The 13499-nt window shown below is 74.0% G+C and carries 6 protein-coding genes; 2 read left to right on the top strand and 4 right to left on the bottom strand.

Features of this window, described 5'->3' with window-relative positions:
- Positions 1–136: 136 nt before the first annotated feature.
- Together ACFWFZ_RS30880 and ACFWFZ_RS30885 are read left to right on the top strand one after the other, a co-directional pair.
- Positions 137–1483 (top strand): MFS transporter, encoded by a 1347-nt coding sequence (locus tag ACFWFZ_RS30880; RefSeq protein WP_387126679.1) that lies wholly within the window; start codon positions 137–139, stop codon positions 1481–1483.
- 8 nt (positions 1484–1491) lie between these two features.
- Positions 1492–2508: a TolB family protein gene (locus tag ACFWFZ_RS30885; RefSeq protein WP_387126681.1), complete on the top strand. Its 1017-nt coding sequence runs from the start codon at positions 1492–1494 to the stop codon at positions 2506–2508.
- A gap of 16 nt (positions 2509–2524) precedes the next feature.
- Here the strand turns inward: ACFWFZ_RS30885 and ACFWFZ_RS30890 are convergent, their stop codons facing one another.
- The 4 genes from ACFWFZ_RS30890 to ACFWFZ_RS30905 are packed head-to-tail and all read right to left on the bottom strand — an operon-like array spanning position 2525 to position 12730.
- Complete coding sequence (locus ACFWFZ_RS30890) at positions 2525–3385, bottom strand: alpha/beta fold hydrolase (protein WP_387126683.1); 861 nt, start codon at positions 3383–3385, stop codon at positions 2525–2527.
- Complete coding sequence (locus ACFWFZ_RS30895) at positions 3386–4543, bottom strand: acyl-CoA dehydrogenase family protein (RefSeq protein ID WP_387126685.1); 1158 nt, start codon at positions 4541–4543, stop codon at positions 3386–3388.
- 7 nt (positions 4544–4550) lie between these two features.
- Positions 4551–10925: an SDR family NAD(P)-dependent oxidoreductase gene (locus ACFWFZ_RS30900; protein ID WP_387126687.1), complete on the bottom strand. Its 6375-nt coding sequence runs from the start codon at positions 10923–10925 to the stop codon at positions 4551–4553.
- Positions 10926–10972: 47 nt separating this feature from the next.
- Positions 10973–12730 carry a fatty acyl-AMP ligase gene (locus tag ACFWFZ_RS30905; protein ID WP_387126689.1) on the bottom strand — a complete coding sequence of 586 codons (1758 nt, stop codon included), beginning with the start codon at positions 12728–12730 and terminating at the stop codon, positions 10973–10975.
- Between the last annotated feature and the right edge of the window lie 769 nt (positions 12731–13499).

Consider the following 13499-nt stretch of genomic DNA (forward strand, 5'->3'; position numbering starts at 1 on the left):
CGAGGACATGCGTCCCGCACGCCGAGGGCACGCACCGAACGCCGCTCCTTGCTCCACGGGGCAACTTGATACAGACCCTAGGGTGCCACTCGCACGTCCGAGTGGCTCAGACCGTCTGCACCGGGAGCTCCAGAGCATGTACCTCGCGGACCGCTCCGCGCCCGCGGGCGCGAAGACCGCGCCGGACGGGGGATCCGGCAGGGCGCCGGCGGTCGCCTCGACCGTCCTCGCCCTGGGGGCGGTCAGCCTGATCACCGACATCTCCTCCGAGATGGTCACCGCCGTCCTGCCCCTCTACCTGATCGCGGGGCTGGGCCTGAGCCCGCTCGGCTTCGGCGCGCTCGACGGCCTCTACAACGGCGTCAGCGCCCTGGTGCAGCTCACCGGCGGCCACCTCGCCGACCGGGTCCGCAACCACAAGCTGGTCGCGGGCATCGGCTACGGCCTGTCCGCCCTGTGCAAACCCCTGCTGCTGCTCGCCCACAGCCTCGGCCCGATCAGCGTCGTCCTCGCGCTGGAACGCACCGGCAAGGGCCTGCGCACCGCCCCGCGCGACGCGCTGATCTCCCTCTCCACACCCGACGCGGCACAGGGCCGGGCCTTCGGAGTGCACCGGGCCATGGACACCACCGGGGCGCTCCTCGGCCCGCTCGCCGCCTTCCTCATCCTCGGTGTGGCCGTCGACGGCTACGACGCCGTATTCGGCGTCAGCGCCTGCTTCGCCGTCCTCGGCGTCGTCGTGCTGATGCTGTTCGTCCCTTCCGGCGGGGGCGGCACCCCGCCCCGCCCCCGGCCGGCCGCCGCACCCGCCGCCCCGCCCGCCCCCGCGAACCCGAAGCCCGTACGGCTGCGCGACGCCGCGGCCCTGCTGCGCCTGCCGCGGCTGCGGGCCCTGGCGCTGTGCGCGGTGCTGCTCGGCCTCACCACCGTCAGCGACGCCTTCGTCTACCTGCTGCTCCAGCGTCGGACCGGCATCGACGACCAGTGGTTCCCGCTCCTGCCGCTGGGCACCGCCGCCGTGTTCCTGCTGCTGGCCGTCCCGGCCGGCGCCCTCGCCGACCGGATCGGGCGCCGCACCGTCTTCCTGACCGGCCACGCACTCCTCCTCGCCGCATACGGGCTGCTGCTGTGGGCCCCCGACTGGCCGACGCTGCCCTACCTGGTCCTCGCCCTGCACGGCATGTTCTACGCCGCCACCGACGGGGTGCTGCCCGCCGCCGTCGCCGCCACCGTCCCCGAGTCGCTGCGCGCCACCGGCCTGGCCCTGGTCGGCACCGGCCAGGCGCTGGCCCGCTTCGGCTGCTCGCTGGCCTTCGGCGCGGCGTGGACCCTCTGGGGCACCGGCCCGGCCCTGGCCGCCGCCGCGGTCGGCCTGCTGTGCTGCGCGGCGGTCGCCGGCTACGTGCTGCGGCCGGTCCGGCCCGCGCCCTCCGCACCTCCGGCACCTGCACCCGCTCCGCCCGACCCGGCCCGACGCCCATGAGGAACCCGATGACACGCTCCCGCCGCCTGCTCGTCCTCGCGGTGGCGGTGCTGCTGCTCGGCGGCGTCGGCGCCGCCCTGGTGCAGCGCGCCGCCTCCCGCGCCGACCGGCCCCGTACGGGTGGCCCGGAGGCGACCGCGGGGGCCGTCACGCTGACGGCCGGACGGGACACGCTGGCCTTCCTGGGCAGCGGGCAGGGCCCGCACCGCGGGGCCCTCGCCTCCGTACCTGCCGACGCCCCCGACGGCCCCCGCACCGTGTCCGAGCTGACCTGCCAGCGCTTCCACGCCGCCGCGGGCACCGGCGTCTGCCTGCGCTCCACCCCGGGCGCGCTCGCCCAGGACAACAAGGCGGTCATCGTCGACGCCGAGCTGCGCCCGGTGCGCAGCTTCCCCCTGGCGGGCACGCCCAGCCGGGCCCGGGTCTCGCCCAGCGGCCGCTTCGCCGCCTGGACCGTGTTCGTCTCCGGCGAGTCCTACGGCGCCGCGTTCTTCTCCACGCGCACGGCGATCCTGGACACCACGACCTGGAAGCTCGACGCCAGCCTGGAGGAGTTCGCCATCACCATGGACGGGCGGGACTACCGCGCCCCGGACGTGAACTTCTGGGGCGTCACCTTCGCCGAGGACGACGACACCTTCTACGCCACCCTCTCCACGGCGGGCGAGACGCACCTGGTCAAGGGCTCCGTCTCCCGGCGCTCCGTCACCACCCTCGTCAAGAACGTCGAATGCCCGTCCCTGTCCCCGGACCAGACGCGCATCGCGTACAAGAAGCGGGTGCGGGCCGGGGCCTCGCTGTGGCGCGAACACGTGATGGACCTGGGGACGCTGCGCGACCATCCGCTCGCGGAGAAGCGCAGCGTCGACGACCAGGCCGCCTGGCTCGACGACCGCACGCTGGCCTACGCCCTGCCCGCCGACGGCGCCGCCGACCGCACGGACCTGTGGACCGTGCCCGCCGACGGCTCCGGCAGCCCCGAGCTGCTGACCTCCGGGGCCTCCTCCCCGGCCCGTCTGGGCTGACGGGCCGGGCCGCACCTCAGACCTGGTCCACGAAGCTCCGTACCCGCTCGACCAGCGCGGCGCTGTCGCGGATCCACGCGTAGTGGCGGCTGCCCTCGGCGCCCTCGCCGAGCGCGAGCTCCCAGTACGTCACGCGGGCGCTCGTGAGCTTGCCGGCGAGCCCGCGCACACCGCCGGGCGGTGCCATGGCGTCGCCCTCGACGGCGACCGCCAGGACCGGCAGCTCCAGCTTCGCCAGCGCCGGTTCGAAGTCCACCTCGGAGGACGGCACGTGGTAGCGGCCCGTCCTGACCTGGGTGGCCATGTCCCTCAGGACCTGCGCGGAGTCGTTGCCCAGGACCCCGATGCGGCGGCCGGGGAAGTACCCGTACACCGCGGCGAACGCGGCCGCGAGCTGGAAGGCGGCGAGCATCCCCAGGCTCTGCGGGAAGGGCCAGCCGCGGTAGTGGCAGGAGGGGGCTCCGACCAGGATCGCGCCGGAGGCCATGTGCGGCTCCTGGCTGAGGTAGAGGGCGCCGAGCTGCCCCCCGAGGCTGTGCCCCAGGAGGTGGCGCGGAGCCGCCGGGAAGGCCGCCTCCACCGTGCGGAAGAGCGCCGGGTAGTCGTACGCCACCATCTCGTGATAGCCGTAGCGCACCCCCCGCCCCGCGCGTACGGAACTCGTGCCCTGCCCGCGCAGTTCGCCGACGGCCACCTGGAAGCCGGCCCCGGCGAGGGCGTCCGCGAGCGGGGCGTAGGCGGCGGCCCTGGTGCCCATGGCGGGCATGCACACCAGGACCGGTGCCGACGGATCGTCGGGCCTGCGGTGCAGCCGGACGTGAGCCGTGGCGCCGTCCTCGGCGCGCACGGTCTCGGTGGTCACTTCGACGGACGGCAATCAAAGACCCCCTTCGCTCAAGGCCATCCTGCGCATTTCGCGGAACACGTTCAACAGCTGGATCTCGCTGGAACCCTCGAAGATGGTCAGGGCGCGCGCGTCCCGCCAGCGCTTCTCCACGCCGTGGTCGGCGGCGATGCCGCGCCACCCGTACAGCTGGAGGATCTCGTTCGAGGCGCGCACGGCGAGCTCGGTGGCGTGGTACTTCGCCATGGAGCTCTCCTTGCCGAAGGGCAGTCCCCGGTCGGCCAGGGCCGTCGCCTCGTCCAGCAGCTTGCGGGCGGCGCACAGCTCGACGTACAGCCGGCCCAGCGTCAACTGAACGTGGCTGAGGGTGTCCAAACGGTCGTCGGGGTAGACGCGGCGCTCGCCGACCCAGGTGAGCGCGTCCTTCAGCATGGCGGCGACGATGCCCGTGCCGCAGGCGGCGCCGCCGATGCGGATGGTCGCGAGGAGTTCGTTCAGCAGCATCTCCCCGTCGCCGGCCCGCCCGATCAGGCTGATCGGTTCCAGGGCGACGTCCCGGAAGGTGACCGAGGGCGTGGGCAGGCAGCGGAAGGCCGCCTTCTCGATGTCCTCGCTCACCGTCACGCCCGGCGCGTCGCGCGGTACGGCGAAGAACGACAGGCCGCGCTTGCGGTTGTCCATCACCGTGTTGGCCAGGACGATGAACACGTCGGCGACGGTCCCGTTCCCGGACATGCACTTGCCGCCGTTGAGCAGCCAGCCCGCATCCGTCCGCACGGCGCGGGTGGTGGCCGCCAGCAGGTTGGAGCCGTTCTCGGGTTCGGTGAGCCCGAGGGCCGCGTAGCCGTTGTCCTTCAGGAGCCGGGTGACGAACAGCTCCTTCTGCTCCGGGGTGCCGGCGGCGACCACGGGGTGCAGTGCCCCGCGGTTGAACACCAGCGTCCACGTCATGCCCGGGCAGACCGCGGACAGTTCGCCGATGACCTGGCCGAACTCCGTGTAGGACAGACCGGCGCCGCCGAGCTCCTCCGGAAAGGCCGCGTTGAGGATGCCCTCGGCGGCGGCCCGCTCGTGGATCGCGACGGGGAAGGCCCGCTCCTCGTCGTAGCGGCGTACGTGCGGGGCCATCACCTCATCGGCGAAGGTGCGGAACTTCTGCTTCCACTCTGATCGACTGCGAGATTCTTCCACGACCATCCTAAGAAACGGTGATGACGAACTTGCCGATGTTGGCCCGGTTGCGGAGCCGCGTGATCGCCTGCGGGGCGTCCTCGAAGGCGAAGACACCACCCACCGAGGGGCGGAGCACGCCCGCGTCGATCAGCTCGACCAGGCGGTCCATCAGCGGCCGCAGCCGGGACGGATCACGCGCCAGCGCACCGACGTTGACGGTGCAGAAGGAGCGACTGCTCATGAACAGGTCACGGCCGTCCACGGCCAGGTCGAGCACCCCCGCCGCCCCGATCTCGACGAAACGGCCCCCGGCCCGCAGCAGCTCCAGGCCGCGGCCCACCGCGTCGCCGGACAGCGAGTCCACGATGAGGTCCAGCCCCTGGTCGGGGGAGAGCTCCCGCACGGCGTCGGCGAAGTCCGCCTCCGCGTAGTTGACGGGGTACTGGACCCCCAGGGCCCGCAGGTGCTCCAGCTTGGCCTCCGTGCTCGCCGTACCGAACACCGTGGCTCCGTGGTGCAGCGCCAACTGCACGCAGGCCGTACCGGTCGCGCCTGCCGCGGCCTGGACGAGCACCCTGTCGCCCGGGTACACGCGGGCCTCCCGCTCCAGGCACGCGATGGCCGTGAGGCCGCTGATCAGCACGGAGACCGCGTCGACGGCGCTCACCCCCCGGGGCAGCCCAGCCACCGTGTACGCGGCCGTCGTCACGCGGGTCGCGTAACCGCCGTCCGGGGTCAGCGCGATGACCGCGTCACCGGGCCGCACGTGCTCGACGCCGTCGCCCACCGCGTGGACGACACCGGCCACCTCGTGCCCGGGGACGAACGGGGGAGTCGACAGGAACGGGTGGAAACCGGTGGTCGCCAGGACGTCGATGAAGTTGACGCCGACCGCCTGCACGTCGATGACCACCTCGCCCGGCCCGGCCTTGCGCACCGGAACCTCCCGCAGCCGCATGCCGAGCCCGGACGGGCCCGCGGCGACGGTGTAGCCGGGGACGGTGCTGTGCAGCTCCGCCTCGTCCAGCGTGACCTCCTGGGCGCTCGGCGCGGGCAGCTCCGCCGGCGCGTCCGGACCCTCGGGCTCCGCGGGCCCCAGCAGCCCCTCCAGGTGCAGCCCCACGGCGTCCACCGTCCGGTGGTTGAACATGAACGTCGCCGGCAGCTCCAGCCCGAAGTGGGCGCCGATCCGCCGGGTGAGGGACACGGCCAGCAGCGAGTCCACCCCCAGGCGGTCGAAGCGCGCCGAGGTGTCGATCTCGGCGGGGGAGCGGCGCAGGGCCCGGGCCAGCTCCGCCCGGACGAACTCCGCCACCGAGCCCGCCGCACCCGTCGCACCCTCCGGCCGCGCCGTGCGCGACCGCGGCGCCGCCGCCCCGGCCTGCCCGTGCCCGCGGTTGAACCGGGCCACCAGACCGTCGGCGACCTCGTCGCCCACGTCCAGGACCGCCAGCTGCAGATGGGAGCTGCCCAGGGTCCGCAGGAACGCGGCGGCGCCCGCCTCCGGCGACATCGGGTGCAGCCCCGACTCCAGCAGCCGGGCCTGGTACCTGGGGTCGGCGACCATCCCCAGCTCCGCCCAGGGGCCCCAGTTGACCGTCCGCACGGATGTGCGCCGACTGCGCACCGTACCGGTCAGCGCGTCGAGCGCGGCGTTGCCCGCGGCGTACGCGCCCTGGCCGGGCGTCACGAACAGGCTGGCCATGGACGAGAACAGCACGATGAAGTCCAGGTCCTCCGACGCCACCGCGTCGACGAGGATCCGGGCGCCCTGCTCCTTCGGCCCGATGATCTTCTTCATGCGCTCGGCCGACGTCGACTCGACGAGCGCGTCGTCGAGGACGCCCGCGGTGTGGATCACACCGTGCAGGGCCCCGAAGCGGCGCAGCGTCTCGTCCAGGGCGCGCCGTACCGCGGCCGCGTCGGTCACGTCCGCCTGGAGGTACAGCAGTCGCCCGCCGGCCGCGTCGACCGCCTCCTCCAGCCGCGGGTCGACCTCCGCGCGGCGCCCGGTGAGCACCACCCGCGCGCCCGCCTCGCGGGCCAGCGTGACCGCCAGCGTGGAACCGAGCCCGCCCTGGCCGCCCGTGATCCAGTAGACGCCGCCGGGCCGGAGGTCCGCCTCGCCGGAGGCCGGTTCGACCGGGGTCAGGGACGGGACGGTGCGCTCCCCGTGCCGGTAGCGCACGCAGAACGCGGCGGGCGCCGTCGCGAGCTCCGCGGCGATGTCCCGGGCGAGTTCCCGCGTCGCCAGCTCCTCCGGCTCGACCCGGACGGCCCGCCCGGTCCAGCCGACGGTCTCCTGTTCCAGGGCGCGCAGCAGCGGGGGCAGCGCGACGTCGCCCGTCACCAGCGCCAGCTCGCGGCGCGCGGCGGACCCGCTGCGCGCGGCGGCCCGCAGGAACGACAGGAACGCCTCGCGCTCCGGCTCCACGACGAGCAGGCGCGCCCGTTCCGGCAGCGACTCCAGGAACGCCGCCGCCGCCTCCTCCCCGGGCAGCGGGGCGACCGAACACCCGGCACCGGCCCGGCCCAGCTCCTCCACCAGCGCCGCACACCGGGCGGCGTCGTCGGTGAGGAGGACGACGGGCGTCGCGGCGGCGGTCGCGTCCGTCTCGGCGGGCCGCGGCTGCGGCCTCGCGTCCACGGCGAAGAAGCGCATGGAGTGCCGGCTGCGCATCCGCTTGAGCGACACGCCCGTGAACCGTACGAGGACCCGCCCGTCGGGATCGAGTACGTCCACATCGCAGTCGAAGGTCTCGGCGTCGGCGTCGAGTTCGCCGCGCAGCCGCACATGGGCGAAGACCGGACCCGACCAGGGCGCGAAGACGTCGACCCGCCCGTAGCCGAACCCCACGAACGTCCCGGTGGCGCCGCCGTCGACGGACAGCCCGGCGATGGACTGCATGGCACCGTCCGCGACGTCCGCCGGCAGCGGCCGGCCCGCGGTCCGCGGGGACGGGGGAGCGAGCCGGGTCAGCAGCTCCTTCTCGCCCAGCCACATCCCGGTCACCATCCGCATGCTGTCCCCGTACGAGAGCCCCGACGCCGCCAGGTGCTCGTACAGGGCGTCGGGCTCGACGCGCCGCGGGCAGCGCAGGCGGATCGCGGACAGGTCGGCCGGTTCCGGGGCCGGCGGGGCCTCGGAGAACGTGGCGCGGACGTGCTCCTCCCACGCGGAGCCCCGCTCGCCGGCCGCCCGGCTCTCCACGGACAGGAAGGGCTCGTCCCCCGCGCGGACCCGCCGGGAGACCCGCACGTGTCGGGCCTCTCCCTCGGCGACCGCCAGGGAGTTCGTCACCAGCACACCGCTCAGGCCGTACCCGCCGACCCGGTCCGGGTTGAGCTCCTTCAGCGCCGCGTCGAGCATCCACGCGGCCGGCGCGATCGCCCGTTCCTGCACCCGGTGGTCCCGGATGACCGGCAGCGCCCCGGTGACCAGCGTGCCCTCCGCGCGCGGGCCCTCGGGCTCGACCCAGTGCTCCTGGCGCTGCCAGGGGTACGCGGGCAGCCGCGTGCCCGCCCGGGGCCGACCGCCGAAGAAGGCGGCCCAGTCGACCTCGCACCCGGCCTCGAACAGCGCGGCGACCGCCTCGTAGGGCGCCCGGCCGTCCGAGCGCCGCATCGCCGGGACGGCGGCCGCGGCGCGGTCGTCGTCCTCCAGGCACTCGGTCACCGACACCGACAGCAGCGGGTGCGGGCTCATCTCCAGGAACACCCGGTGCCCGGCCGCCCCGGCCGTGCGGACCGCGTCGGCGAACAGCACCGGCTCGCGCAGGTTGCGCCACCAGTAGCCCGCGTCCAGCGCGTCCGTGCCGAGGCGCTCCCCGGCCAGGGAGGAATAGAAGGCGGCCGTCGCCGCGCGCGGCGACAGCCCGGACAACTCGGCGGTGAGGTCCTCGCGCAGGTCCTCCAGCAGCGCGCAGTGCGAGGCCACGTCCACCTTGACCCGCCGGCAGAAGACGCCCTCGGCGTCCATGGCGGTCACGAACGCCTCGACGGCCGTGGTCTCCCCGGACACCACCGTCGTGCCCGGCCCGTTGTGCGCGGCGAGCGAGAGCCGGTCCCCGTAGGGCTCCAGCGCCTTGCGCACGTCCGTCACAGGGAGCGAGACCAGCGCCATGGCGCCCTGTCCGCGGTGACGCATCATCAGGGCGCTGCGCCGGCAGATGATCCGCGCCGCGTCCTCCAGCCGCAGTGCGCCCGCGACATGGGCCGCCGCCACCTCACCCATGCTGTGCCCGACGACCCCGGCGGGCCGCACGCCCCAGGACCGGAAGAGCGCCGCCAGCGCGACCTGCATCGCGAAGAGCGCCGGCTGGACGACGTCGATGCGCTCCAGCAGCGGAGCGGCGTCCTCCTCGGTCAGGACCTCGCGCAGCGACCAGTCGACGTACGGGGCGAAGGCCTGCTCGCAGCGCGAGACGGCCAGGTCGAAGGCGGGCTCCGACTCCAGCAGGGCCCGGCCCATGCCGAGCCACTGCGCGCCCTGTCCGGGGAAGACGAAGACGACGCCCGCCTCGTCCGGTACGGCCCGCGCGGCATGGCACGGTTCGCGCAGCCGGCGCAGGAGCTCCTCCTTGTCCGCGAAGGCGAAGGCGGCGCGGAACGCGCGCCCCCGTGGCCCGCCACGCCCCCGCAGCAGTGTCGCCGCGGCCGTGTCCCGGCCCAGCTCCCGCTCGTCCACCCCGGCGGCCCATGCCGCGTGGGTGGCGGCCTGCGCGTGCAGGGCCGCCTCGGTGGCGGCCGACAGGGCCAGGAGCCGTACGGGGCGCCCGTCGCCCGCGGGCGCCCCCGCCCCCGCCTCCGTGTCGGCGGCGGGGGCGGGGCCGAGCACCGCGTGCGCGTTCGTACCGCCGAAACCGAAGGAGCTCACTCCGGCCAGGCCGAGCTCCTCGCGGGAGTCCCAGCGGCGCAGCGAGGTCTGCACGCGCAGCCCGAGCCCGTCGAAGTCGATGTCCGGGTTCGGCTCGGCGCAGTGCAGGGACGGCGGGAGGGCGCCGTGCTCGTAGGAGAGGGCCAGTTTGATCAGGCCGGCGATGCCCGCGGCCGCCTCCAGGTGCCCGAGGTTGGTCTTCACCGAGCCGATCGCGCACGGGCGGTCCTCGGCGCGGCCCTCGTTCAGTACGGTGCCCAGCGCGGCGGCCTCGATCTGGTCGCCGATCGCCGTGCCCGTTCCGTGGGCCTCGACGTAGCCGACCTCCGACGGCCGGGCGCCCGCGCCCGCGAGCGCGAGGCGCACCACGTCCTCCTGCGCCCGGCGGCTGGGCGCCAGCAGGCCGTTGGTCCGCCCGTCCGAGGTCACCGCGGACCCGCGGATCACCGCCGAGACGCGGTCCCCGTCGCGCAGCGCCTCGCTCAGCGGCTTGAGGACGACCGCTCCGGCGCCCTCGCTGCGCACGTAGCCGTCGGCCCGCGCAGAGAAGGCCTTGCAGCGGCCGTCGGGTGCCATGACCCCCGAGTTGTCGAACGCCTCGGTGATCGCCGGGGTGAGGATCACGTTCACGCCGCCGACGACGGCGACGCCGCACTCGCCGCGCCGGATCGCCTCGCACGCGAGGTGGACGGCGACGAGGGACGAGGAGCAGGCCGTGTCGACGGACAGGCTCGGGCCGCGCAGGTCGAGGACGTAGGAGAGCCGGTTGGCGGCGACGCTGGACGCCCCGCCGAGCAGCGAATAGGCATCCGCCGAGGGCGAGTTCGCCAGGACGTCGCGGTAGTCCGAGCTGGAGATGCCCACGAAGACGCCGGTGGCCGAACCGGCCAGGCCGTACGGGTCGATCCCCGCGTCCTCGACCGCCTCCCAGGCGACCTCCAGCATGAGCCGCTGCTGCGGGTCGATCTTGGCGGCCTCGTGCTCGCTGATGCCGAAGAAGTCGAGGTCCAGTCCGCCGACGCCGCCGAGGAAGCCTCCGACGCCGGCGCGGTCGGTGCCGCCGTCGCCGCGGCCCCACCGGGCGAACCGGTCGTCGGGCACCCGGCCGACGGCGTCCACGCCCTGTTCGAGCAGCTCCCAGAACGCCTCGGGGCCGTCGGCGCCGGGGAACCGGCACCCCATGCCGATGATCGCGATCGGTTCGTCGCGGGCCGTGCCGGCCGTGCCGGTGGTGGCGGCGCGGTGCGGTGCGGTGCGGTGCGGTGCGGTGGGGCCGCCCCGGGCGGGCCGCCTGCCCTGGAGGTGGTCCAGGATCTCCTTGAGCGTGGGAAATTCGTACGCGACCGTCGGTGAGACCTTCCGGCCCAGCAGGGCGCCGAGTTCACCGGCCAGCGCCACCGCGTCGATCGAGGACAGGCCGTAGGCGGCCAGCGGCTCGTGGACCGATATCTCGTCTCCCGAACTCATACGGGCCAGCTCGGCGATGCGCCGGCGCAGCCAGGTTTCCAGCTCGGTGTCCTTCATGTGCTCCCCCTGTGTCGTGCTGTTCCGCTGTGGCGAGGTGGTGCGGGTCAGTGCTGCGCGTTCCACGGCGACCGGCCGGCCAGGTACTCCTTCCGGGTCTCGCGGCGCTGGAGCTTTCCGCTCGACGTCTTGGGGAGGGTCCCGGCGGGCAGGAGGACGACCTCGCGGACGGTCAGCCGGTGCTCCTGGGCCACCGCGCGCAGCACGGCGTTCACGACGCCCTCCTGGGCCTCCCGGTCCGAGCCGTCGCCGGCCTCGCGGCGCAGCTCGGCCGCGACCACCACCTGTTCCACGCCGTCCGCGGTCACACCGAAGGCGGCGACGCAGCCGGGGCGGATCGCGGGGTGCGCGTCCTCGGTGGTGCGCTCGATGTCGTGGGGGTAGTGGTTGCGCCCGCCCACGATGATGACGTCCTTGATGCGTCCGCAGACGAACAGGCCGTCCTCCGTCTGGAAGCCCAGGTCGCCCGTGCGCAGGTACGGGCCCTGGTCGCCGCCGTCGGCGAGCGTGGCCTCGAAGGCCTCGCGGCTGAGGTCGGGACGCTGCCAGTAGCCGACCGCGACGCTGTCGCCCGCGACCCAGATCTCACCGACCTGACCCGGACGGCACCGGGTGCGCGCCTGCGGGTCCACGACGGCCACGTCCAGGGAGCGGCTGACGCCGCAGCTGACCAGGACGCGTGCGTCCGGGCTGTCGTCGGGCACGACCACCGCGGCCCCGCGTTCGAGCTCGTTCTCGTCGAAGGACCGCAGCACCCAGGGCCGTTCGACCGGAGCCCCGGTCACCAGTAGCGTGCTCTCGGCGAGCCCGTATACCGGAACGATGGTTTCCGGGCGGAATCCTGTGGAGGCGAATGCCTCGGAGAACCGCTGCATCGACTCGGCGCGAACGGGCTCGGCGCCATTCGTCGCGACCAGCCAGGACGAAAGGTCCAGGGTCGCGCGGTCCTCGTCGGTCACTTTCCGAGTGCACAGGTCGAAGGCGAAGTTGGGGGCCGCGGAAAGCGTTCCCCGGTACGTCGATATCGCTCGCAGCCAACGCACCGGACTCTGCAGGAACGCGACGGTCGGCATGGAGACGGAATGGATTCCCATCATCGCCGGAACGATGATCATCGAGATCAGGCCCATGTCGTGATAGGGCGGCAGCCAACCCACGACGACGGTGGACCCGTCCATGGCGAGGGACGTGCGGATGAGGTCGGTGTTGTGGGTGAGGTTGCCGTGGGTGACCATCACCCCCTTCGGCCGGCCGGTCGAGCCGGAGGTGTACTGCAGGAAGGCCACGGACTTCGGTTCCGGGGACGGCGCGGACCAGCCCGCTCCGGTCCCGTCCGCGATCGTGTCGACCGCCAGCCAGGCCGTTTCCTGGACCTCGGGGATCGTGCGAGCCGTCGTCTCGATGGCCGCCTGGATCCCGGCGGTGGTCAGCACCGCCGCGGGCTGCGCGTCCTCGGCGATACCGGCCAGCCGCAGCAGCCCGCGGGCGCGCTGCGCGGGGTGGGGCAGGTACGCGGGCACCGCGACGACGCCCGCGTACAGGCAGCCGAAGAACGCCACGACGAAGTCCTGGCCGGGCTGGAACAGCAGGAGCGCACGGGAGCCGGGCTCCACGTGCGCGGCGTGCAGGCTCGCGGCGACGGCCCGCGCCTTGGCGTCGAGCGCCGCGAAGGTGAGCGAGGGCTCGGCCTCCTCGCCGTCGGGGAGGAAGGTGAACAGCGGGTGGTCCGGTATGCGCGCGGCGTGCGCGCGCAAGGCGTCGACCACCGTCTCGTGGTGGATCTGGTCCAGGGCAGCGTCAAGCATTCTCAGCCTCATTCAATGCCGGATCGGATGTTCGCACCGGGTGCGGGCCGGCAGGCGGACGGTGGCGTGCGGCGCCGGGAGGGCTGCCGCGCGGGATTCCCCTTCGGGGGTGCCGGAACTCCGGGGCTCACGGGGCCGGTGTTCTCCGCGATATGCGCGGAACTCGCCGGGGCGATCGGCCCGAGGTCACGCGTCGGCCTTGATTCATTCCCCTGCACTGTGGGATCGGCGGAGTGGAGCACGGAAACAAGTACCGGCCAGTACTGGTCGAAACCTTAGGTTGGCCCTTGCTGCGCGGTCAACGTGCTTTGAATGGCCGGAAGTTGGCTGCAATTCCGAGTGACTCGAAAGGTTTCGGCCATCCTCGGCCGGGGCGGGTGCAGCCGAGGGGGCGGAGCGGTGGTACCGCGAGCGGGGGTGACGGAGCGGACATCGGATGAGCATGTTTGAAATTTGCTGAGCGAAAACGATCGTTCGGCGGGGAGTCATCCTGCCAATCTGGCGCAATACTTTCTCGGCGGTGCCGTACGGGGTATGGGCCGTTCGGCCGGGCCGCGACACCTTCGGGCACAAGCGGCCGAACCGGACGGTTCCGGGCGCCCGGAGCGGGCAGGCGTGGGGGTAGCCCCGCCGCTGGTTCGGCTCCGGCCGGTGGGTGGCTGCTGGGGCTGCGTCCCGGGCTGTGCGGTTCGGCTGCCGTCGGTGTTTCGGCTGCGGGCCGGTGGCTGCTGGGGCTCTGCCCCAGGCCCCGCGCCTCAATCGCCGGCGG

The organism is Streptomyces sp. NPDC060232, assembly GCF_042726555.1.
GTDB lineage: Bacteria > Actinomycetota > Actinomycetes > Streptomycetales > Streptomycetaceae > Streptomyces.

Bases quoted from the DNA above. Each gene is read 5' to 3' on its own strand.
- ACFWFZ_RS30905 (WP_387126689.1), bottom strand. From the start codon at position 12,730: ATGCTTGACGCTGCCCTGGACCAGATCCACCACGAGACGGTGGTCGAC.
- ACFWFZ_RS30900 (WP_387126687.1), bottom strand. From the start codon at position 10,925: ATGAAGGACACCGAGCTGGAAACCTGGCTGCGCCGGCGCATCGCCGAG.
- ACFWFZ_RS30880 (WP_387126679.1), top strand. From the start codon at position 137: ATGTACCTCGCGGACCGCTCCGCGCCCGCGGGCGCGAAGACCGCGCCG.
- ACFWFZ_RS30885 (WP_387126681.1), top strand. From the start codon at position 1,492: ATGACACGCTCCCGCCGCCTGCTCGTCCTCGCGGTGGCGGTGCTGCTG.